The following is a 19,989-nucleotide window of genomic DNA, read 5'->3' as shown; positions in this document are numbered from 1 at the left end:
GTACCGGCGCGGTAGGCTGGCCGATCGCTGCACCGCACTCGGACATCCGGCGCCCCGTCGGTCAATGTCCGGTAAACGCGCCCATCTTGGGGTGCGTGTGGTACGGCACAAACCGGAGGACGCGCAACGTGGCGCAGTCCACAGCGGGCCGTCGTGGATCGAGCTGTCCTGACGGCGGAACGACCGCGACAATGCCACTGAATGGCTTTGTCGCCTTTTCCGGGCGGTCGTTCGTGCCGCTGGGCACGCACGCTCGTTCTTCACTACGGGCGGTCGGTGCGCCGTTCCGGGTGAGCTGGTCGTAGAAGCATCAACCGATGGGCGAGGGGTACGCATGACCGACACCGGCCAGGTCCCGGGCGAGGGGCTGCCGGAGAACGCAGGCACGGTGGAGCAGCCGGGCGTTCCCGCGCCCGCCGCGTACACGTACCTCTCCGAGACGCCCGCCGAGGACGAAGACCTGCTGCTGCCCGGCGCCCAGGGCGCCTGGGGCAACGAGGTGGCCCCGCCCGCCCCGGAGCCGGTCGTCGAGGCGGTCCACGAGCCCGGCCCGCACGAGCTGGCCGGGCGCGACAGCGGCTCGGTCGACCTCAGCGGCGTCCGCCTGCCGAACCCGGCGGTGCCGACCGCCCCGACGACGCCGATCCCGCCGATCACCCCGCGCCGGCCGCTGCACCTCGGCCCGCCGATCCCCGACGCCTCCGCCAGCCCGGTCCGCTCCCTCGCCGACCGCGGCCCCGCGGGCGCGCCGGTCCGCCAGCCGGGCCCGCCGACCGCCGGCCCCGAGTACCTCGACGTCCCGCCGCAGGGCGCGGCCCCCTGGGGTGCCGCTGCTCCGGCCCCGGGGCCGGTCGCCACAGAGGTCCCGCCTGCGGAAACGGTTGTCCCGACCGCGCCCGAGCCCGCGGACGCGGCCCAGGCCGCGGTGGCCCGCCTGACGAACCAGGCGGTGGCGGCGTCCACGGCGGGGGGTGGCCAGACCGAGGGCGAGCAGGCGCCGGGTACTGAGGCTCAGGCTGAAGAGCCGCAGGCCGGCGCGCCGGTCGCGGAGACCGGGCAGGCGGTCGCCGCTGACGCCGGTGAGGGCTCTGGCGCTGTGCCGGTCGCCGGTGACGTCGCTGAGGTGCCTGCCGCTGTGCCGGTGGCGGCCGATGCCCAGCAGACGGCCGCTGACGCCGCTCAGGTCGCAGACGCTCCGGCGACCGAGCAGGTCGGTCATGAGACCGGTGCTGAGGGGACCGTGCAGCCGCAGTCTGCCGTAGAGCCGCAGCCCGCCGAGTCCGAGCAGCCGCAGCACATCGAACCCGTCCAGGGGCCGGTCGCCGTACCGGTGCAGCCCGTCGTCCCGGAGGCGGCCCCCATGCCCGAGGCGGCTCAGGTCGCTCAGGTGCCGACGGCCCCCGAGCAGCAGGCCGCCGACGCGGTCGCCCCCGAGACGCCGCAGGCACCCGAGGCGACGGCTCCCGGCCTCGACCAGGCGCCCGAGGCGCCGCAGCTCGCCGAGCCCGTCGCGGGCGAGGTGCCGGAGGCCGCTGAGGCGGTGGTGGCTGAGGTGCCGCAGGCGGCTGAGGCGGTTGCGGCCCAGCTTCCGCAGACCCCCGAACCGGTCGCGGTCCAGCTTCCGCAGACCCCGGACGCGGCCGCGCCCGACGTGCCGCCCACGGCTGAGGCGATGGCGCCCGAGATGCCCCAGGCTCCGGAGGCACCGCAGGCCGCCGAACCCGCTGTGGCCGAGGTGCCGCAGGCGCCGGAGCCTGTCGTGGCCGAGGCACCGCAGGCTCCGGAGGCTGTCGTGACCGAGGTGCCGCAGACCCCGGAAGCGGTCGTGGCCGAGGTTCCCCAGGCCCCGGAGTCCGCTGTGGCCGAGATGCACCAGGCTCCGGACGCTGCCGTGGCCGAGGCACCCCAGAGCCCCGAAGCGGTCGTGGCCGAGGCACCGCAGGCTCCGGAGTCTGTCGTGGCCCAGGCACCGCAGGCGCCGGACGCTGTCGTGGGCGAGGTGCCGCAGACCCCCGAAGCGGTCGTGGCCGAGGTACCCCAGGCCCACGAGCCCGCCGTGGCCGAGGTGCCGCAGGCTCCGGAGTCTGTCGTGGCCGAGGTGCCGCAGACCCCCGAAGCGGTCGTGGTGGAGGCACCGCAGGCCCCCGAGTCGGCCGTGGCCGACGCGCCCCAGGCCCCCCAGCCCGCCGTGGCCCAGGCACCGCAGGCTCCCGAGCCCACCGCTCCCCAGACCCCCGAGGCCGTCGTCCCCGCCCCGGCGCAGGCCCCGGAAGCGGCTGCTCCCGCGCCCGTTGCCGTGCCGGAGGCCACGGAGGCCGCACCGATTCCGCAGCCCGCGCAGCCGGTCGACGCCGCCCCGCAGCAGCCGACCGCGGAGCAGGTCATCCCGGAGCAGGTCGCGGACCAGACCCCCGAGGCCACTCCCACCCCGGACGCACACCCGGAGGCCGCGCCCGAGGCTGTCGCCGCCGACGCACAGACCGCCCCGGAGGCCACCGCGCCGTCCGGGCAGGACACCGCGCCCCTGGCCGCCGAGCCCGGGGCGGAGCAGCCGCTCGGTCAGTTCGTCCCGGTGGAGGGCTCGATCCCGACCACCCCGCACCTCGCCCCCACCCCGCCGCACGGCGTCACGTCGGCCCGGGAAGCCCAAGAAGCCCAGGACCCGCAGCCGCAGCCGCAGTCGCAGCAACCGGAACCGGTCGTCACGGTCCCCGCTCCCCGCGAGGCCGAGCCGACGGCCGCGGCCGCCACCGAAGCGGACGCGGACGTGGCACTCGTACAGCAGGCCGACGACCTGGACACCCGGGGCGCCGACCAGGAAGACCAGGAAGACCAGGAAGAAGAAGGCACGGCACCCGTGGCAGAAGCACGTCAGTCCACCGGCCCGGCCGCGCCCGCCTACGACGACGCCGAGCGCGAGGCCGTCCTCAAGGTCATGCGCGAGCGCCGCGACATCCGCAACGGCTTCCGCAGCGACCCCATCCCGCACGAGGTCCTGCTCCGCGTCCTGGAGGCGGCGCACACCGCCCCCTCCGTGGGCCACTCCCAGCCCTGGGACTTCGTCGTCATCCGTTCCGCCGAGACCCGGCAGACCATGCACGAACTGGCCATGCGCCAGCGCGAGGCGTACGCGAAGTCCCTCCCCAAGGGCCGCGCGAAGCAGTTCAAGGAACTGAAGATCGAGGCCATCCTCGACACCCCGGTGAACATCGTCGTCACCGCCGACCCGACCCGCGGCGGCCGTCACACCCTGGGCCGTCACACCCAGCCGCAGATGGCCCCGTACTCCGCAGCCCTCGCCGTGGAGAACCTGTGGCTCGCCGCCCGCGCGGAGGGCCTCGGCGTCGGCTGGGTCAGCTTCTTCGACGAGCGCGAGATGGTCCGCGCCCTCGGCCTGCCCGAGCACCTGGAGGTCATCGCGTACCTCTGCGTCGGGTACGTCGACGAATTCCCGGACGAGCCCGAACTGATGCAGGCCGGCTGGTCCAAGCGCCGCCCGCTGTCCTGGGTGGTCCACGAGGAGACGTACGGCCGTCGCGCCCTGCCCGGCGAGGAGCCGCACGACCTGCTCGCCGAGACCGTCGCCCAGATCCGCCCGCTGGACGCCAAGGCGCTCGGCGAGGCCTGGGAGCGGCAGAAGCGGATGACCAAGCCGGCCGGCGCGCTCGGCATGCTGGAGATCATCTCCGCGCAGCTCAGCGGCCTGTCCCGGCAGTGCCCGCCGCCGATCCCGGAGCCCGCGGCCGTCGCGATCTTCGCCGGCGACCACGGCGTGCACGCCCAGGGCGTCACCCCCTGGCCGCAGGAGGTCACCGCCCAGATGGTGGCCAACTTCCTCGGCGGGGGAGCGGTCTGCAACGCGTTCGCCAACCAGGTGGGCGCCGAGGTCTGCATCGTCGACGTCGGCGTCGCCGCCGACCTCCCGGCCACCCCGGGCCTGCTGCCGCGCAAGATCCGCCCGGGCACCGCCGACATGACCACCGGTCCGGCGATGACCCGCGAGGAGGCCAGGCAGGCCATCGAGGTCGGCATCGAGACCGCCCGCGACCTGGTCGCGGCCGGCAACAAGGCGCTGCTCACGGGCGAGATGGGCATCGCGAACACCACCGCGTCCGCCGCCCTGATCTCCGTCTTCACGGACACCGACCCGGCCGAGGTGACGGGCCGCGGCACCGGCATCAACGACGAGACCCTGGCCCGCAAGACCGAGGTCGTCCGCCGCGCCATCGAACTCCACCAGCCGGACCCGGCCGACCCCATCGGCGTCCTCGCCGCGATCGGCGGCCTGGAACACGCCGCCATGGTCGGCCTCCTCCTCGGCGGCGCGTCCCTGCGTACGCCGGTGATCCTGGACGGCGTCAGCGCCGGCGCCGCCGCCCTGGTGGCCCGCGCCATCGCGCCCGAGGTCCTGGCCGCTTGCATCGCGGGCCACCGCAGCGCCGAACCGGGCCACGTCGCCGCCCTCAACAAGCTGGGCCTGCGCCCCCTGGTCGACCTCGACCTCCGCCTCGGCGAGGGCACCGGCGCCCTCCTCGCCCTCCCGATGGTCCAGAGCACGGCCCGGGCGATGCACGAGGTGGCGACGTTCGACTCGGCGGGCGTCACCGAGAAGTAGGCGCGCCCCCGGGGCGGTCCGGTGTTCAGCCATCGGACCGCCCCTGCCGCCTGCCCCCTCCGCACTCTAAAATCCGCACGTCAGGGCTGCTCCGACGCCGAAGCGCCCCCCGCCTGCCCCCACGAGGAGCCGTCCCCTCATGGCCGAACACCCCGCCTACCCCGTAGGCCTCCGCCTCACCGGCCGCCGCGTGGTCGTCCTCGGCGGCGGTCAGGTGGCCCAGCGCCGCCTCCCCGCCCTCATCGCGGCAGGCGCCGACGTCCTCCTCGTATCCCCCGAGGCGACCCCCTCGGTCGAGGCGATGGCGGACGCGGGCGAGATCACCTGGCAGAAGCGCCCGTACCAGGAAGGCGACCTCGCCGACGCCTGGTACGCCCTGATCGCCACCAGCGACGCCGAGGCGAACCGCGCCGCCTCCGCCGAGGCGGAGCGCCACCGCGTCTGGTGCGTCCGCTCCGACGACGCCGACGCGGCCACCGCCTGGACCCCGGCGACGGGCCACAGCGAGGGCGTCACGGTGGCGGTCCTCACCACCGACGCGCGCGGCCGCGACCCCCGCCACACCGCCGCCATCCGCGACGCGGTCGTCGAGGGCCTGCGCGACGGCACCCTCGTCGCCCCGCACCACCGCACCCGCACCCCGGGCGTCGCCCTGGTCGGCGGCGGCCCCGGCGACCCGGACCTGATCACGGTCCGCGGGCGCCGCCTCCTCGCGGAGGCGGACGTCGTCATCGCCGACCGCCTCGGCCCGCGCGACCTCCTCGCGGAGCTGCCCCCGCACGTCGAGGTGATCGACGCGGCGAAGATCCCGTACGGCCGTTTCATGGCCCAGGAGGCCATCAACAACGCCCTGATCGAGCACGCGAAGCAGGGCAAGTCGGTCGTACGGCTGAAGGGCGGCGACCCCTACGTCTTCGGCCGGGGCATGGAGGAGCTCCAGGCGCTGGCCGAGGCGGGCATCCCCTGCACGGTCGTCCCCGGCATCTCCAGCTCGATCTCCGTCCCGGGCGCCGCCGGCATCCCGGTCACCCACCGCGGCGTCGCCCACGAGTTCACCGTGGTCAGCGGCCATGTCGCCCCCAACGACGAGCGCTCCCTGGTCGACTGGCCGTCGCTCGCCAAGCTCACCGGCACGCTGGTGATCCTCATGGGCGTCGACAAGATCGGCAAGATCGCCGAGACCCTGGTCGCGCACGGCAAGTCCCCGGACACCCCGGTCGCCCTGGTCCAGGAGGGCACCACGGCCGCCCAGCGCCGGGTGGACGCCACCCTGGCCACGGTCGCCGAGACGGTCCGTACGCAGGAGGTCAAGCCGCCGGCGGTCATCGTCATCGGCGAGGTCGTCAACGTCGGCCCCCGGACGTCCGACTGAAGTGGACGCGAGCCGGGCGCGACCCGGACGCAAGCCGGGAGTAACCCCGGGTAACAGAACCCGTCCCGAGCCGTTGGCAGCACACCCAGAGCAAGGCAGTATCACCCTGTGGCCGATCTCATCACCGTCGAGGACCCCGACGACCCGCGCCTGCACGACTACACCGGCCTGACCGACGTCGAGCTGCGCCGCAAGCGCGAACCCGCCGAGGGCCTGTTCATCGCCGAGGGCGAGAAGGTCATCCGGCGGGCCAAGGACGCCGGGTACGAGATGCGGTCGATGCTGCTGTCCGCCAAGTGGGTCGACGTCATGCGCGACGTCATCGACGAGCTCCCGGCGCCCGTCTACGCGGTCAGCCCGGAGCTCGCCGAACGCGTCACCGGCTACCACGTGCACCGCGGCGCGCTGGCCTCCATGCAGCGCAAGCCGCTGCCGACCGCTGCCGACCTCCTCCAGACCGCCCGCCGCGTGGTGGTCATGGAGGGCGTCAACGACCACACCAACATCGGCGCGATCTTCCGCTCCGCTGCCGCCCTCGGCATGGACGCGGTGCTCCTCTCCCCGGACTGCGCCGACCCCCTGTACCGCCGCAGCGTGAAGGTGTCCATGGGCGCGGTCTTCTCCGTGCCGTACGCCCGCCTCGACTCCTGGCCCAAGAGCCTCGAGTCGGTCCGCGAGGCCGGCTTCACCCTGCTCGCCCTCACCCCCGACGAGAAGGCCAAGACCCTCGACGAGGCCGCCCCGCACCGCATGGACCGGGTCGCCCTGATGCTCGGCGCCGAGGGCGACGGCCTGACCACCCAGGCCCTGGTCGCCGCCGACGAATGGGTCCGCATCCCCATGGCGCACGGCGTGGACTCGCTCAACGTGGGCGCCGCCGCGGCGGTCGCGTTCTACGCGGTGGCGACGGGCCGCCCGCAGCCGTAACGCTCGCCCGGGCGGCCTGCTCTCAGAGATACGGCTGCTCGGGCGGCGGCCCGGCCATCGATACGGCTACTCGGGCGGCTCGGTCATCTCGAGGGTCGACTCGAATCGCTCGGACATCAACCCGCTCTCGTCGAGCGGGGTGTAGCCGGTCTCCACCTGCTCCTGGCGCTCGTTCCCGCTCCCGCCGCCCGGCTCGCCCCCGAGCCCGCGGGCCGGGCCCTGGCAACCCTGCACCAGAGCGATGCCGAGCGCCACGAGCAGGGTCACCACGACGAACACGAACAGCCGCTGACGCAGCAGCCGCGGATTGGCCGGCCGCCGCCCGGTCCCGGTCCTGGGCGCCGGCCGCCCGGGCCCACCACGCGGCATCGGGCGCTTCCCGCCACCGGGGCGGGTCGTGCCGCGCGGGGCAGGCGTGTTCCGCGGGACCGGCGTGTTCCTGGACGAGGCAGTGTTTCTGGACGAAGACGTGCTTCTGGACGAGGACGTGTTTCTCGACGCGGGGGTGTTCCTGGGCACCGGCGTGTTCCGCGACACCGGCGTAGACCGCGCCCCGGACCGGGACGAGGGCTCCGTGCCCCGGGGGATACGGCTGCCCGGCGACGACGGAGTCCCGCCCCGCACAGGCGCCGAGCCGCCCGCCCCCGCACGCCGAGGTGCCGGCGTGCCCTGCGGGCGCCGTCCGGGCTGGGCGCGCTGCTGGTCGGGGTAGGTGTCCGAGAGCCGTCCGGTGGGCCGGTCCAGCTCACCGCCGCGCGGCGCGGGCGGCCGCCCGTCGAGCAGGCCCTGGGCCTCCCGGGCGGCGATCTCCTTCAGCCGCAGCGACAGATCCAGGGTGCTGGGCCGCTCCTCGGGGTCCTTCGCCAGACACGCCCGGACCAGCGGGGCCAGCGCGTCCGGGACGCCGTGCAGCAGCGGCTCCTCGTGCACCACGCGGTACAGCATCACCTCGGAACTGCCGTGCCCGAAGGGCGAGTCACCGGTGGACGCGTACGCGAGCGTGGCGCCCAGCGAGAACACGTCCGTGGCCGGCGTGACGGCGGCGCCGCGCACCTGCTCGGGGGCGAGGAAGCCGGGGGAGCCGACCGCGGTGCCGACGTGGGTCAGCGTCGAGGCCCCGGTCGACCAGGCGATCCCGAAGTCGATGATCCGCGGACCCTTGGGTGACAGGAGGATGTTGGACGGCTTGAGATCCCGGTGTACGACCCCGGCCTCGTGCACGGCGACCAGCCCCTCCGACAGGGCGGCCCCGATCGCGGCGACGTCGGCCGCACCGAGCGGCCCCTCGTCGGCGACCTTGTCGTGCAGGGACGGGCCGGGCACGTACTGTGTGGCGAACCACGGCCGCTCCGCCTCCAGGTCCGCCGCGACGAGCCGGGCCGTGCACCCGCCCCGGATCCGTCGTGCCGCCGAGACCTCGCGCGCGAACCGCGACCGGAACTCCTGGTCCTCCGCCAGATCGGGCCGGATCACCTTCAGGGCGACCCGCTGCCCCTTCTTGTCGGAGCCCAGGTAGACAACACCCATCCCGCCCGCGCCGAGCCGTCGGTGAAGCTTGAACGAGCCGACGACGCGCGGGTCCTCGCGCCTCAGGCGCATCATCGCCATGTTCATCCCCGCTGCCCGGTCCGTGTGACGTGCCACAGCTTACGTTTCCCCGGCCGCCTGCGCGCAGAGGCCGCGCCCTCTCGCCCCGATCGATTGTCAGTGCCGGTAGGGACACTTGAAGGATGGTCAGGGAGCGGGGATACAGGACGACTTCATTCCCCCCGTTCCCCCAACCATCCGTCACGGAAGGGTGATTGGCCCCATGAAGGGTGACCGCGTGGAGATGGTCATGGACGCCGGCGACACGAAACGTACCTACGAGGTGGTGTCGAGCAGGGCGGGCCGCCGGGCGGAGACGGCGGTACGGCGAAGGGCGGTGGAAGTGAGCGAAGTCACCCGCACCGGGGCGTCGTCCGTACACCGGTGCCCCGGGGACACGGCCGGCAAGGGCGGGAAAAGCAATGCCGGCGCAGCTCCCCAGCTGCGCCGGCATTTTTGCCGTCCGCCGCACCCCCGTCCCCACGGGGTTATGGGTGGATGTCCCCGCCCGGACCGCTCTTCCGGGCCTGGGGTCGCCGCTCAGCGCCCCAGCATCTCGCCCACGGACGACGCCTGTGTGGCCACTGTCTCCCACCCGTCGAAGACGAGGAGGAGCAGGACCGCCAGGGGAAGGGCCATCAGCGTCGCCACCAGGGGGTGGCGGCGGCCCTGACGGCGCGGACGGAACGCGGCGGCGTACGCCTTGCGTCCCTCCTCGCGGATCAGCGTCCGCGATGCCGTGTGGGCCATGGTCCCGCTCCTGACCGTGCTCGGTTGTCGTTGGCAGCGGCGGGTGTCCGACCTCGGGGGACGAGTACTGCACCCGCCGCTTGACCTCAAATCTAGGCGCGCGGCCGACGCCGGACGTCATGCCCTCGTACCGATCTGACGGCCTCCCGGAGGATGAGCCGTCACCTGCGGAGTACTCCCCTGGGTGGAGACGAGGTCCTACACCTCGGGGTCTTCCCGGAGGGGACACCCGGTGTGACCCGGTGTGCCCCTTCTTTCCGAACCCGCCCACCCAACAAACTCACCACCCTCGCGCACAGCACTCCGGCTGTCCCCCCACGTACCCTCACCCCAACACCCCACCTCCAGGGACCCCCGTGAAGACACCCCCGCTCCTCACCGCCCTCACCGCCAAGGCCAGCACCACCACCCACCCCCACCAGGACACCTGCGCCTGCGGCACCCCCGCCATCACCACCCTCGCCGACCGTGCCGACGCCACGGTGGTCCGCCACGCGACCACCGTCGCCAAGGCCCACGCCCCCGGCACCGACCCCGCCCACCTCACCGCCCGCCTGACCACGGCCTCTCACCTCTCCGACGTACTCCTGCCCCCGCTCAGCCCCACCCCGGCCCCGCTCCACGGCCGTCTGATCACCCTCTGGCCCTACGGCACCCCGGTGGACCCCGACGACCCGGACGCCGCCCCCTGGGAGGCCGCGGCCACCCTCCTGGCCCGCCTCCACCGCGCCCCCTCCCCGACCCCGCTGCCCTCGATGCGCGGCCCCGAGAAGGCCGCCCGCGCGATCGCCCGGCTGACGGCCGCGGGCCCGCACCCCGCGACGCCCACCGTCCTGCGCGCCTGGTCAGCCCTCCCCGCCTGGGCCCGCGCCGAGGCCCCCATGCCGGACACGACGACCCTCTGCCACGGCGACCTCCACCTCGGCCAGCTCGTCCGCCACGGATCCCCGGACGGCCCGTGGCGGCTCATCGACGTCGACGACCTCGGTGTCGGCGTCCCGGCCTGGGACCTCGCCCGCCCCGCCGCCTGGTACGCCTGCGGCCTGCTCCCGCCCGACGAGTGGAGCCGCTTCCTGACGGCCTACCGCGCCGCCGAGGGCCCGGCCGTGCCCGCCGCCGGCGACCCCTGGCCCGCCCTGGACGTCCCGGCCCGCGCCCTCACCGTCCAGACAGCCGCCCAGGCCGTCATCAAGGCACTGGCCGCCGCCCGCCCCCTCGACGAGGTCGAGCAGTCCGTCGTCGACGCCTGCGACCGAATGGCCGCCGTACCCCCGGAGTTGGCACAAAACTTCGCGAAGTAGGGTGCAACCGACCGCAGCCGGACAGAGTCTGTGCTGGCGATACGTGAAGCAGGATCGACCGGCGAGGAGTTGAGCCGACCGTGCAGTGTCCGAAGTGCCGTGCCGCGATGCACACCTACAACCGCAACGGAGTCCAGATAGAGCAGTGCAGCAACTGCCGAGGGATCTTCCTCGACTACGGCGAGCTGGAGGCCCTGACCCGCCTGGAATCCCAGTGGTCCCAGCCGGCCCCGCCCGCGGCCCCTCCGGCGGCCCCGCCCGCCCCGCAGGCCTACCCGGCCCCGCCGGCCCCGACCGCCCCCGCCTGGGGAGCCCCGCACGGCGGCCACGGCCACTACGGTCACAAGCGTCACAAGAGCTTCGGTCACATGCTCTTCTCCAGCTGAGTCACCGCACACGACGAAGCCCCCGGCCGTTCGAGACGGCCGGGGGCTTCGGTCTGTGGACGATACTGGGATTGAACCAGTGACCTCTTCCGTGTCAGGGAAGCGCTCTCCCGCTGAGCTAATCGTCCTCGGGACCACGATCATCTCACTGTCACCCAGTGAAGCCGATCATGGGCACTGCGTGCGCGATACTGGGATTGAACCAGTGACCTCTTCCGTGTCAGGGAAGCGCTCTCCCGCTGAGCTAATCGCGCGGGTGGGATCTCCGAGAAGATCCAGGATCCGAAGATCCAGTGGACGATACTGGGATTGAACCAGTGACCTCTTCCGTGTCAGGGAAGCGCTCTCCCGCTGAGCTAATCGTCCTTGGAGGTGGAGACGGGATTTGAACCCGTGTAGACGGCTTTGCAGGCCGTTGCCTCGCCTCTCGGCCACTCCACCAGGAGTGTAGAGGATCGGGAAGATCCCCGTTTTCCTTCGAGCGGACGACGAGGCTCGAACTCGCGACCTCAACCTTGGCAAGGTTGCGCTCTACCAACTGAGCTACGTCCGCTTGTCGTTTCGGTCCGCTTCCGCGTCCCGGCGACGTGTTGAACTCTAGCGGATTCCCGGGCCAGTACAAAAACGCGTTTGTGCAGCGTGCTGCGGTGCGCCCACCGGACGACCCGGCCGGGGTGCCCCAGAGGGCAGGCCAGGGCACCCCGCCGGACGCCCGCCATAGACTCGACAGCGTGCTCGACCTCCCTCCTCTCGCCCGCTTCGGCGACCGTGTCGCCACCGGCCTCATCGACGTCACCGGCGACCCCGAGGCACTGGACTCCACCGGCTTCTGGGCCGTCGCCGCGGACTTCGAGGGCCGCCTGACCTGCGCCCGCTTCGCGGACGTACGCGAGGAGCCGGTGCCCGCCCCCGTGCCGGGCGCCTGGCGCGGCCCCGCGGCCGGCGACTGGACGTCCTCCCTCGATCGCGCCGGGTACACGGCGGGCGTACGGCGGATCCGCGAGCACATCGAGGCCGGCGAGGTCTACCAGGCGAACCTCTGCCGGGTGCTCTCCGCGCCGGTCGACCCCGGCGCCGACGTGGACGCCCTCACGGCGCTGCTCGCCCGCGGCAACCCGGCGCCGTACGCAGGAACGATCCGCCTGCCGGGACACGGCGTGGAGATAGCCACCGCCTCCCCGGAGCTGTTCCTGCGCCGGGAGGGGCGGATCGTCGAGTCCGGGCCGATCAAGGGCACCGGCCGCACCGAGGCGGACCTCCTGGAGAAGGACTACGCCGAGAACGTGATGATCGTGGACCTGGTCCGCAACGACATCGGGCGTGTCTGCGCCACCGGCAGCGTCACCGTGCCCGACCTGTGCGTCGTGGAGAAGCACCCTGGCCTGGTCCACCTGGTCTCGACCGTGCGGGGCGAGCTGCGCGATGGCACCGGCTGGCCGGAGCTGCTGGCCGCCGCCTTCCCGCCCGGCTCGGTCACCGGCGCCCCCAAGTCGAGCGCCCTGCGGATCATCGACGCCCTGGAGACGGCCCCGCGCGGCCCCTACTGCGGCGGCATCGGCTGGGTCGACGCCGACCGGGGCGTGGGCGAGCTGGCCGTCGGCATCCGCACCTTCTGGATCGACCGGACCGGCGAAGCCACACCCCTGCTGCGGTTCGGCACCGGCGCGGGCATCACCTGGGGTTCGGACCCCGAGGGGGAGTGGCGGGAGACCGAGCTGAAGGCGTCCCGGCTGCTCGCGGTAGCGTCGGGGAGGTACGAGGTGAGTGGAGAGGCACTGACGTGCTGTGCTCACCCGGGGGACAACCCCCGGACCCCCGGCCGAAGCGAAGTGCCCGGCAGGACATTGCGAGGTAGAGACCAGTGAAGGTTTGGCTCGACGGCGGGCTGCAGGACATCGAGTCCGCCCGTGTCTCCGTCTTCGACCACGGGCTGACCGTGGGCGACGGCATCTTCGAGACCGTGAAGGCGGTGGACGGCCGGCCCTTCGCGCTCACCCGCCACCTCGACCGGCTGACCCGCTCCGCCCGCGGCCTCGGACTGCCCGACCCCGACCACGACGAGGTGCGCCGCGCCTGCGCCGCCGTCCTGGAGGCCAACCCGATGCCGCTGGGCCGGCTGCGCATCACCTACACCGGCGGCCACGGCCCGCTCGGCTCCGACCGCGGCGAGCACGGCCCGACCCTGGTCGTCGCCCTCGGCGAGACCACCCGCCGGCCCGACTCCACGGCCGTGATCACCGTGCCGTGGACCCGCAACGAGCGCGGCGCGCTCACCGGCCTGAAGACCACCTCGTACGCCGAGAACGTCGTCGCCCTGGCCCGCGCCCACGAACACGGCGCCTCCGAGGCGCTGTTCGGCAACACCGTCGGGCAGCTCTGCGAGGGCACCGGGTCGAACGTCTTCGTCGTCCTCGACGGCGAGATCCACACCCCGCCGCTCGCCTCCGGCTGCCTCGCGGGCATCACGCGCGCGCTGACGGTCGAATGGACCGGCGCCAAGGAGACCGACCTGCCGCTGGACGTCCTGGAGCGCGCCGAGGAGATCTTCCTCACCTCCACCCTGCGGGACGTCCAGGCCGTGCACCGCGTCGACGACCGGGAACTGCCCGGCGCGGCGGGGCCGGTGACCGCCAAGGCCATGCGGATCTTCGAGGAGCGCTCCGGGGAAGACCTCGACCCGTGACGGTCGCACTGTGACGGTCGCGATATTCGGCTGAAACGGGGCCCGGGCGCGGGTAGAACACCCGTGATGACCACGACCCTACGGCCGTCCGGGCCGCTCCGGCAGCACGCCGACGGGACGCGCTCACGCCACTACCAGGTGTGCGTGAACAGCCGCCCCGTCGGCGCCATACACCTCGGCACCTCTCCCGCCTTCGGCGACTCGGTGGCCCGCGTGCACCATCTGCGCATCGAGGAGCCCGACCGCAGACGCGGCCGGGGCACGGTCGCCCTGCTCGCCGCGGAGGAGGTGGCGCGCGGCTGGGGCTGCACCCGCATCGAGACGACCGTCCCCGCCGACGCCGAGCCGGCCCTGCGGCTCGTCCAGACACTCGGCTACGTCGTCCGCAACCGCGGCATGACGAAGCGGCTCGGCGGCACCCCGCCCGCCCTGCCCGCCGGCAGCCGGGCCCGCGCCATGACCGAGGCCGAGTTCGAGCCGTGGAACGAGGCGGAATGGGAGGGGTACGCGCGCACCTGGATCGAGCGCGGGGTGCCCGAGACCGCGGCGTACGCCAAGGCACGGCGCGACCGGGAGCAGCTGCTGCCGCAGGGCCTGGCCACCGAGAACATGCGGTTCAGCGTCCTGGAACACGAGGGCACCCGGGTGGGCGTCCTGTGGCTGGCCCTGCGCGAGGACGACGCGTTCGTCTTCAAGGTGGAGGCCGATCCGGCCCATCGCGGCCGGGGACACGGCCGCACGCTCATGCTCCTGGCGGAGATCCAGGCCGTCTCCGCCGGCCGGCGCGTCCTCGGTCTGAACGTGTTCGCCGGGAACACCCCGGCCGAGCGGCTCTACGCGTCACTCGGCTACGAGACGACGCACCACGTCCTGCACAAGCCGCTGCTGTAGCCGTCAGGCCTGCTGCTCGGCGAGCAGCCGGTCCGCGATCTCCTCGATACGCTCGCGCAGGCCCTCCTGGCTCTTGCCGCCGTCGAGGCGCTCGCCGCCGATGACGTACGTCGGGGTGCCGGTCACCCCGATCGCCTTGCCCTCGGCCTGGTCGGCATCCACGATCAGGATGTGCCGGCCGTCGATCAGCGCGGTGTCGAACTCCTCCGCGTCCAGGCCGAGTTCACGGGCGACCTCGACCAGGAAGGGCTCACCCTTACGGTCCAGCTCCTCGACCCGGCCCAGCACCGCCTCGACGTACGGCCAGCCCTTCCCCTGCTCCAGTGCCTCCTCGGCGGCCTGGGCGGCGGCGAAGGAGTGCTTGTGCTTCTCCAGCGGGAAGTGCCGCAGCCGCAGCTCCAGCCGGTCGCCGTAGCGGGCGCGCAGGGCGCGCAGGTCGTCCAGGGCACTACGGCAGTCCGGGCACTGGAGTTCGCACCAGACGTCGAGAACGGGAGCCGGACGGGCGGGGGAGGTGTCGCTCATGTGCCCCAGTCTCCCAGCCCGCCCCCGCCCCACCCAACCGGGCCACTGACACCCCCCGGCCCTGCGGAGGAGCCGACCCGGAGATGTCCCTGATGTCCGGCCGGAGCATGGCCTGGCGGGGTTCGGGCGGTGCAGGATGGAAGGGGACGAAGCGCTCCCGCACGACCGAGCCCAGCTGGAGGACCGGATGATTGCCGAGACCGTCTGCTCCGCCGTCTCCGCGGCGGGCCTGGGCATCGCGGCGGTCACGGCGTACCGCAGGCGTTTCCTCATGGCCGCGCGGATCGCCGCCTACTCCCTCGTCCCGCTCGGCCTGGTCATGACCGGAGTCGTCGACTGGCTCGCCGGCACCGCCTTCAGCCCCATGGCCTGGGCGGGCTTCGGTGTGCTCGGCGGCGCCTGGCTGCTGTTCACCGGCACGCGCGCCGTGGAACGCCGACGGGGCCGCAAGGCGGCGGCCGCTGCGGGTCGGCCGGAAGCGGTGGCCCCGCAGGCGGCGGCGCCCTCCCTGGGCCAGGCCTCCCGCCCGGCGGCCCGCCAGAACACCGCCTCCCGGGCCGACTCCGCGGACGACTTCAGCGACATCGAGGCCATCCTGAAGAAGCACGGCATATGAGTCCCGCCGGGGCGGGCTGAAACGTCCCAGAGGCCCCTCGGCGACGGTGGCCGCGCAGCTTAGTGAACGCCGGGTCGACCGGCTCCCATGATCCGGCGAAGTCCCCCATTCGGCGGGCATGCTGGGCGTGTCAAGTGTGCGATTGCGCCATCATCGCCGCGAGATGCTGGACACGACACAGAGCGATGCCGCGCCGCCTCAGGACGAGCCGCGCGGGTGCCTCTTCGCCCTTTCCCAGCCACCGCTGATGATCTTCCTTGCGGTGATCGGGTGTCTGCTGCTCACGGCTGCGCTGCACGATCTGCTGCTGCTGTGAGCCGTACCCGTGGTCCCCGGCGCCACCCGCCGGGGCCCGCGACGGCAGTGATGTCCGGCCGCCCGGCCGACGGCAGCGGTGTCCGGCCGCCCGGCCGTCACGTCAGCCCGCCGCCTCCTTGCGCCGGGCGCGATAGGCGGCCACGTGCAGGCGGTTGCCGCAGGTGCGACTGTCGCAGTAGCGCCGGGACCGGTTCCGGGAGAGATCGACGAAGGCGCGTCGGCAGTCGGGCGCCTCACAGCGCCGCAGCCGCTCCTGCTCCCCGGCCACCACGAAGAACGCCAGCGCCATCCCGCAGTCGGCCGCCAGGTGGTCGGCAACGGAGGCGCCGGGGGCGAAGTAGTGGACATGCCAGTCGTAGCCGTCGTGGTCGGTGAGGCGGGGGGTGGTGCCCGCGGCTGCGACCAGCTCGTTGATCATGCTGGCGGCGATCCGGGCGTCGGGGGCCGCGAAGATCCCGGCGAACCGGCCGCGGACCTTGCGCACCGCGGAGAGGTCGAACTCCGAGAGCACCCCGACATCGCTGATCTTGTGCGCGCGTACGAACTCGTCGAGGGCCGCGACATCCGGCAGCCCGTCCGGTGACGTGTCGTCCTCCGGTGCGGTGTTCACCAGATCCACCACGGTGTCGAGCGCGCACCGGGTGTCGTGGGTGATCAGCACGATTCGCTCCCTGGCCTGGGGGGTCGGGCGGACGCCCGCCGATGCTGGCCGATGGTAACGGCTCACCGACAGCCGCCGGCCTGCCCCTGCCCGCGGTTGCCCGTACAACGGGGCTCCCACCTGCGGTGTTCCCGGCAGTACGGGATTTTCACGGCCTGAGCCACGCTCGACGCCAGTCCGGTGCGAGACGCACCCACGTTGATCGGCCGCGCACGCAGTGTGAGTACGGACTCACACACCGGGTCCCCGTCGCGCCAGGTGTCACGCAGCGTCACCGCCCAGGGGCCCCCACGCACGCACATCGGCGCCGCCCCGCAGGATGTGTGCCAGGGCGGCGCCGTGCTGTCCCGTATGCGGTTGTCTTGGCCCGAGCCGTCTCCCCGAGTGGACGGCGCCGGGCGGCTTGTGGGGTTCGCCTAGCTCTCCGCCAGGATGTGCGAGAGCTCCTGATCCAGATCGAAGTGCCGGTGCTCCGTGCCCGGGGGCACGGCGGCGTCCGTCCGCTTCAGGAACGATTCCAGGGCCCGCGCCGGGGCCTCGAGCAGTGCCTCCCCCTCCGGGGAGCTCAGGGCGATGCACACCACGCCCTGACCATGGCTGCGCGACGGCCAGACGCGGACGTCGCCGGTACCTGTGGGCCGGTGAAGCCCCTCGGCGAGGAGGTCGCGGGCGAACACCCACTCGACGGTCTCCTCGGCTCCGGTGTGGAAGGTGGCGTGCACGGCGTAGGGGTCGGCCGTGTCGTACCGCAGGCCTGCCGGAACAGGCAGGGAGGACTCGCTCGACACAACGAGGCGCAGGTGCAGCTCGCAGCTGACCGTGGTGTTCATAAGCGCCAGGGCCTTTCGCTCAGTGTGCGCTCGGGGATTCGCACGTCGGCGAAATCGACATGCCACCTACGGTGCCGTTGTAAACCCCTCTGAGGGTTTTGCGTGTGTTTACGTAACTCTTCCGGCCGAGAACCTGTTCGCCTGGTGCGCCCATTCCGGTGACTGGTTTCGGTCCGGTAGGGTTTGGCCGTATGAATACGGGGAGTAACGAGCCTGGCGAGGTCGCCATGGCTGCGGACGAGACGAGGACGAACGGGGTGCAGAGCGAGCGGGGGAGCGAGCGCGGGCTCGGATCCCGGGCGCCGGAGTTCATCAAGGCGCGCCGGGTGCTTCACCTGAGCTGGCAGGTCGGCGTCTTCCTGGTGGGTCTGGCGGTCGTCGTCACCGGCATCATCATGCTGCCCCTGCCCGGGCCGGGCTGGGTCGTGATCTTCGGCGGCATGGCGATCTGGGCGACCGAGTTCGTCTGGGCCCAGCTGGTGCTGCGCTGGACCAAGCGCAAGGTCACCGAGGCCGCCCAGCGGGCCCTGGATCCCAAGGTGCGGCGGCGCAACATCACCCTGACCGTGATCGGTCTGGTGATCGTGGCGGTGCTGGCCGGGATCTACCTGTGGAAGTTCGGCCTCGTCATGCCGTGGAAGATCAAGGACCAGTGATCCGCGGCCAGGGTGCGGGAGCCGGCCGGGGGTGGTCACAGGCATCCCCTGACATGGGGTAATGTTCTTCCTGCGCCCGGGCGATTAGCTCAGTGGGAGAGCGCTTCGTTCACACCGAAGAGGTCACTGGTTCGAACCCAGTATCGCCCACCCGGAACGGCGGCCCGTCTGCGACAACGCAGGCGGGCCGCTGTCGTGTGTGCGGCACGGAGCGGCTTGGCGCACGTCTCCTGGGACGCACGTCCGCTCCTGTCCGCATGCCCTCCCTGAGCCGTCCCTCGCCCTGGCGACGGCGGCGCCTGTCATGTCCCCGTCGCCGATGACTTTCAGCCGGAGCCCGGCTCCGTACGAGGCTCCGCGGTCTGTTCGACTCCCCGACCGCACCGCCCTCACCTGCGACATCGTGCCAGGCGTGCCGCCGTACACCCCACCCGTTCCACTCGCCGGCCGATCCCGCCCGCAAGAAATTCCTGTCCGAATCATTGACGCACCCCGAACCCCTTCGTACCTTGTGCCAGCAAGCGCTTACTTGAAACGATTCATGCAGCGGCAAGGACGCCGCGGGGAGGGGTCTCACGGTGGCAGGCAGAAGTGTGGAGAGGCGCACGATCCTGAAGGTGGCGGGAGCCTCGGCGGCCACCCTCGGGCTCGCCGCGACGACGGGCTGCGGCGGCGACGGAGGTGCCTCCGCCGACGGGACGGTGACGATCCGTTACGCGTGGTGGGGTGGTGAGCCGCGCACCATCGCCATCAAGAAGACGATCGCGCTCTTCGAGAAGAAGTACCCGAAGATCAAGATCAAGCCTGAATTCACCGACTACGAGGCGTTCTGGGAGAAGTTCCAGACCCAGGCCTCCGGCGGAAATCCGCCGGACGTTTTCCAGAATGCGGTCGGCTTCCTGCGCAAGTACGACAAGCGCGGCGTTCTGATGGATCTCAAGTCGCAGGCGGACGCCGGGAATCTGAGCCTGGAGAACTTCCGCAACGGCGTTCTGGCGAACGGTCAGGTCGACGGCAAGCAGATCGGCATCCCCGTCGGCGCCAACACCATGGCGCTCGTCATCGACCTCAAGGCCTTCGAGAAGGCGGGCGTCGAGGCGAAGATGGGCTGGACCTGGGACGAGTACTTCGACGCCCTCCAGACCATCCAGGACAAGCTGAAGATCGCCGGCGACACCGGCTACTTCAGCATCATGTACCTCTACGACCTGTACCTGCGGCAGAACGGCAAGGCCTTCTTCACCGACTCCGATCTCGGCTTCACCGAGGACGATCTGACGCAGTGGTGGGAGGACGGCTACAAGCGCGTGCGCTCCGGGCTCGTCGCCGACCCGAAGAAGGTCGAGCAGGTCAAGCCCAAGTCCGCGCTCTCGGCGGGGCTCGCCGCGTCCGAGTTCACCTGGGACAACTTCTCCATTCGTTACGAGGGCGAGGGCGAGTCGGACTACGGGCTCGCGCCCATCCCCACCACGGACGGCAAGCAGACCGGCCAGTACCTCGGTTCGCTGATGCTCAGCGCCTTCTCCGGGACCAAGCACCCCAAGGAAGTCGCCCAGTTCATCGACTTCATGGTCCACGACCCCGAGGTCGGCAAGATCATGGGCTACGACCGCGGCATCCTCGCCACGACCGAGCAGTACGAGGCGTTCACGCCCACCGACGCCACCAACAAGGGCGTCAAGGCGTACGAGGAGGAGGTCGCCGCGGCCGGCGTGCTCGGGAAGATCACGCCGCATCCGTCCGGCGCCGACGTCATCGAGGCCGCGTTCCTGCGCCTCGGCGGTGAGGTCGCCCAGGGCAAGACCAAGCCGGCCGACGCCGCCAAGGCGCTGTTCAGCGAGGCCAAGGCCGCGTTCGCGGGCTGAGGGGAC

Annotated in this window: 17 protein-coding genes and 6 tRNA genes; 13 read left to right on the top strand and 10 right to left on the bottom strand. The window is 72.5% G+C overall.

Going from position 1 to position 19,989, the window contains the following annotated elements:
- Positions 1–334 precede the first annotated feature (334 nt).
- From cobT to ACZ42A_RS30520, 3 genes are all read left to right on the top strand, one after another.
- Positions 335–4,615, top strand: a complete 4,281-nt coding sequence (cobT, locus tag ACZ42A_RS30530) for a nicotinate-nucleotide--dimethylbenzimidazole phosphoribosyltransferase (RefSeq protein WP_468530510.1) — start codon at positions 335–337, stop codon at positions 4,613–4,615.
- Positions 4,616–4,754: 139 nt separating this feature from the next.
- Positions 4,755–5,987, top strand: coding sequence for a uroporphyrinogen-III C-methyltransferase (gene cobA, locus ACZ42A_RS30525; RefSeq protein WP_468530509.1), 1,233 nt, complete (start codon positions 4,755–4,757; stop codon positions 5,985–5,987).
- A 108-nt stretch (positions 5,988–6,095) separates the two neighbouring features.
- On the top strand, positions 6,096–6,914 hold the full coding sequence (locus ACZ42A_RS30520; protein WP_468530508.1) for a TrmH family RNA methyltransferase: 819 nt from the start codon (positions 6,096–6,098) through the stop codon (positions 6,912–6,914).
- A gap of 66 nt (positions 6,915–6,980) precedes the next feature.
- Here the strand turns inward: ACZ42A_RS30520 and ACZ42A_RS30515 are convergent, their stop codons facing one another.
- The gene (locus ACZ42A_RS30515) at positions 6,981–8,528 is read right to left on the bottom strand and encodes a serine/threonine-protein kinase (protein ID WP_468530607.1); all 1,548 of its coding nucleotides are present in this window, start codon (positions 8,526–8,528) and stop codon (positions 6,981–6,983) included.
- Between the two features lie 513 nt (positions 8,529–9,041).
- Positions 9,042–9,251: a hypothetical protein gene (locus ACZ42A_RS30510; RefSeq protein ID WP_468530507.1), complete on the bottom strand. Its 210-nt coding sequence runs from the start codon at positions 9,249–9,251 to the stop codon at positions 9,042–9,044.
- A 356-nt stretch (positions 9,252–9,607) separates the two neighbouring features.
- On the opposite strand from ACZ42A_RS30510, the gene ACZ42A_RS30505 reads away from it, so the two are divergent.
- Both ACZ42A_RS30505 and ACZ42A_RS30500 read left to right on the top strand, forming a co-directional pair.
- Complete coding sequence (locus ACZ42A_RS30505) at positions 9,608–10,552, top strand: phosphotransferase enzyme family protein (RefSeq protein ID WP_468530506.1); 945 nt, start codon at positions 9,608–9,610, stop codon at positions 10,550–10,552.
- 80 nt (positions 10,553–10,632) lie between these two features.
- Positions 10,633–10,938: a TFIIB-type zinc ribbon-containing protein gene (locus ACZ42A_RS30500; RefSeq protein WP_468530505.1), complete on the top strand. Its 306-nt coding sequence runs from the start codon at positions 10,633–10,635 to the stop codon at positions 10,936–10,938.
- A 56-nt stretch (positions 10,939–10,994) separates the two neighbouring features.
- Here ACZ42A_RS30500 and ACZ42A_RS30495 read toward each other — a convergent pair.
- The 5 genes from ACZ42A_RS30495 to ACZ42A_RS30475 form a co-directional block, all read right to left on the bottom strand.
- Positions 10,995–11,066 (bottom strand) — tRNA-Val (locus ACZ42A_RS30495).
- A 54-nt stretch (positions 11,067–11,120) separates the two neighbouring features.
- A tRNA-Val gene (locus ACZ42A_RS30490) sits at positions 11,121–11,192 on the bottom strand.
- A gap of 40 nt (positions 11,193–11,232) precedes the next feature.
- Positions 11,233–11,304, bottom strand: a tRNA-Val gene (locus tag ACZ42A_RS30485).
- Between the two features lies 1 nt (position 11,305).
- Positions 11,306–11,379, bottom strand: a tRNA-Cys gene (locus ACZ42A_RS30480).
- 39 nt (positions 11,380–11,418) lie between these two features.
- Positions 11,419–11,491 (bottom strand) — tRNA-Gly (locus ACZ42A_RS30475).
- A 178-nt stretch (positions 11,492–11,669) separates the two neighbouring features.
- Here ACZ42A_RS30475 and ACZ42A_RS30470 point away from each other — a divergent pair.
- The 3 genes from ACZ42A_RS30470 to ACZ42A_RS30460 all read left to right on the top strand — a co-directional run bounded on the left by ACZ42A_RS30470 (position 11,670) and on the right by ACZ42A_RS30460 (position 14,512).
- Positions 11,670–12,803 (top strand): chorismate-binding protein, encoded by a 1,134-nt coding sequence (locus ACZ42A_RS30470; RefSeq protein ID WP_468530504.1) that lies wholly within the window; start codon positions 11,670–11,672, stop codon positions 12,801–12,803.
- Complete coding sequence (locus ACZ42A_RS30465; RefSeq protein ID WP_468530503.1) at positions 12,800–13,621, top strand: aminotransferase class IV; 822 nt, start codon at positions 12,800–12,802, stop codon at positions 13,619–13,621. Before ACZ42A_RS30470 ends, ACZ42A_RS30465 begins: the two co-directional genes overlap by 4 nt.
- Positions 13,622–13,687: 66 nt before the next feature.
- Positions 13,688–14,512, top strand: a complete 825-nt coding sequence (locus ACZ42A_RS30460) for a GNAT family N-acetyltransferase (RefSeq protein WP_468530502.1) — start codon at positions 13,688–13,690, stop codon at positions 14,510–14,512.
- 3 nt (positions 14,513–14,515) lie between these two features.
- On the opposite strand, the gene ACZ42A_RS30455 is transcribed toward ACZ42A_RS30460, so the two are convergent.
- Complete coding sequence (locus ACZ42A_RS30455; RefSeq protein ID WP_468530501.1) at positions 14,516–15,037, bottom strand: DsbA family protein; 522 nt, start codon at positions 15,035–15,037, stop codon at positions 14,516–14,518.
- A gap of 187 nt (positions 15,038–15,224) precedes the next feature.
- Between ACZ42A_RS30455 and ACZ42A_RS30450 the strand changes: the two genes are divergently transcribed.
- On the top strand, positions 15,225–15,653 hold the full coding sequence (locus ACZ42A_RS30450) for a hypothetical protein (RefSeq protein ID WP_468530500.1): 429 nt from the start codon (positions 15,225–15,227) through the stop codon (positions 15,651–15,653).
- A gap of 163 nt (positions 15,654–15,816) precedes the next feature.
- Positions 15,817–15,969 carry a hypothetical protein gene (locus ACZ42A_RS30445; protein ID WP_164873000.1) on the top strand — a complete coding sequence of 51 codons (153 nt, stop codon included), beginning with the start codon at positions 15,817–15,819 and terminating at the stop codon, positions 15,967–15,969.
- A 102-nt stretch (positions 15,970–16,071) separates the two neighbouring features.
- Here ACZ42A_RS30445 and ACZ42A_RS30440 read toward each other — a convergent pair whose 3' ends face one another.
- Complete coding sequence (locus tag ACZ42A_RS30440) at positions 16,072–16,632, bottom strand: CGNR zinc finger domain-containing protein (RefSeq protein ID WP_468530499.1); 561 nt, start codon at positions 16,630–16,632, stop codon at positions 16,072–16,074.
- A 416-nt stretch (positions 16,633–17,048) separates the two neighbouring features.
- Complete coding sequence (locus ACZ42A_RS30435) at positions 17,049–17,462, bottom strand: SsgA family sporulation/cell division regulator (RefSeq protein WP_004002642.1); 414 nt, start codon at positions 17,460–17,462, stop codon at positions 17,049–17,051.
- Between the two features lie 191 nt (positions 17,463–17,653).
- On the opposite strand from ACZ42A_RS30435, the gene ACZ42A_RS30430 reads away from it, so the two are divergent.
- The 3 genes from ACZ42A_RS30430 (at position 17,654) to ACZ42A_RS30420 (ending at position 19,983) form a co-directional block, all read left to right on the top strand.
- Positions 17,654–18,118: a TIGR02611 family protein gene (locus ACZ42A_RS30430; RefSeq protein WP_468530498.1), complete on the top strand. Its 465-nt coding sequence runs from the start codon at positions 17,654–17,656 to the stop codon at positions 18,116–18,118.
- 78 nt (positions 18,119–18,196) lie between these two features.
- Positions 18,197–18,268, top strand: a tRNA-Val gene (locus ACZ42A_RS30425).
- 428 nt (positions 18,269–18,696) lie between these two features.
- Entirely contained in the window at positions 18,697–19,983 is a 1,287-nt protein-coding gene (locus ACZ42A_RS30420; RefSeq protein WP_468530497.1) for an ABC transporter substrate-binding protein, read from the top strand.
- The last annotated feature ends 6 nt before the right edge of the window (positions 19,984–19,989 follow it).

The organism is Streptomyces sp. NPDC030838, assembly GCF_055572035.1.
Note: the sequence above shows the minus strand (reverse complement) of the source record. Positions and strands in the feature narration are given on the sequence as shown.

Bases quoted from the DNA above. Each gene is read 5' to 3' on its own strand.
- cobT (WP_468530510.1), top strand. From the start codon at position 335: ATGACCGACACCGGCCAGGTCCCGGGCGAGGGGCTGCCGGAGAACGCA.
- cobA (WP_468530509.1), top strand. From the start codon at position 4,755: ATGGCCGAACACCCCGCCTACCCCGTAGGCCTCCGCCTCACCGGCCGC.
- ACZ42A_RS30515 (WP_468530607.1), bottom strand. From the start codon at position 8,528: ATGAACATGGCGATGATGCGCCTGAGGCGCGAGGACCCGCGCGTCGTC.
- ACZ42A_RS30510 (WP_468530507.1), bottom strand. From the start codon at position 9,251: ATGGCCCACACGGCATCGCGGACGCTGATCCGCGAGGAGGGACGCAAG.
- ACZ42A_RS30460 (WP_468530502.1), top strand. From the start codon at position 13,688: ATGACCACGACCCTACGGCCGTCCGGGCCGCTCCGGCAGCACGCCGAC.
- ACZ42A_RS30455 (WP_468530501.1), bottom strand. From the start codon at position 15,037: ATGAGCGACACCTCCCCCGCCCGTCCGGCTCCCGTTCTCGACGTCTGG.
- ACZ42A_RS30450 (WP_468530500.1), top strand. From the start codon at position 15,225: ATGATTGCCGAGACCGTCTGCTCCGCCGTCTCCGCGGCGGGCCTGGGC.
- ACZ42A_RS30445 (WP_164873000.1), top strand. From the start codon at position 15,817: ATGCTGGACACGACACAGAGCGATGCCGCGCCGCCTCAGGACGAGCCG.
- ACZ42A_RS30435 (WP_004002642.1), bottom strand. From the start codon at position 17,462: ATGAACACCACGGTCAGCTGCGAGCTGCACCTGCGCCTCGTTGTGTCG.
- ACZ42A_RS30430 (WP_468530498.1), top strand. From the start codon at position 17,654: ATGAATACGGGGAGTAACGAGCCTGGCGAGGTCGCCATGGCTGCGGAC.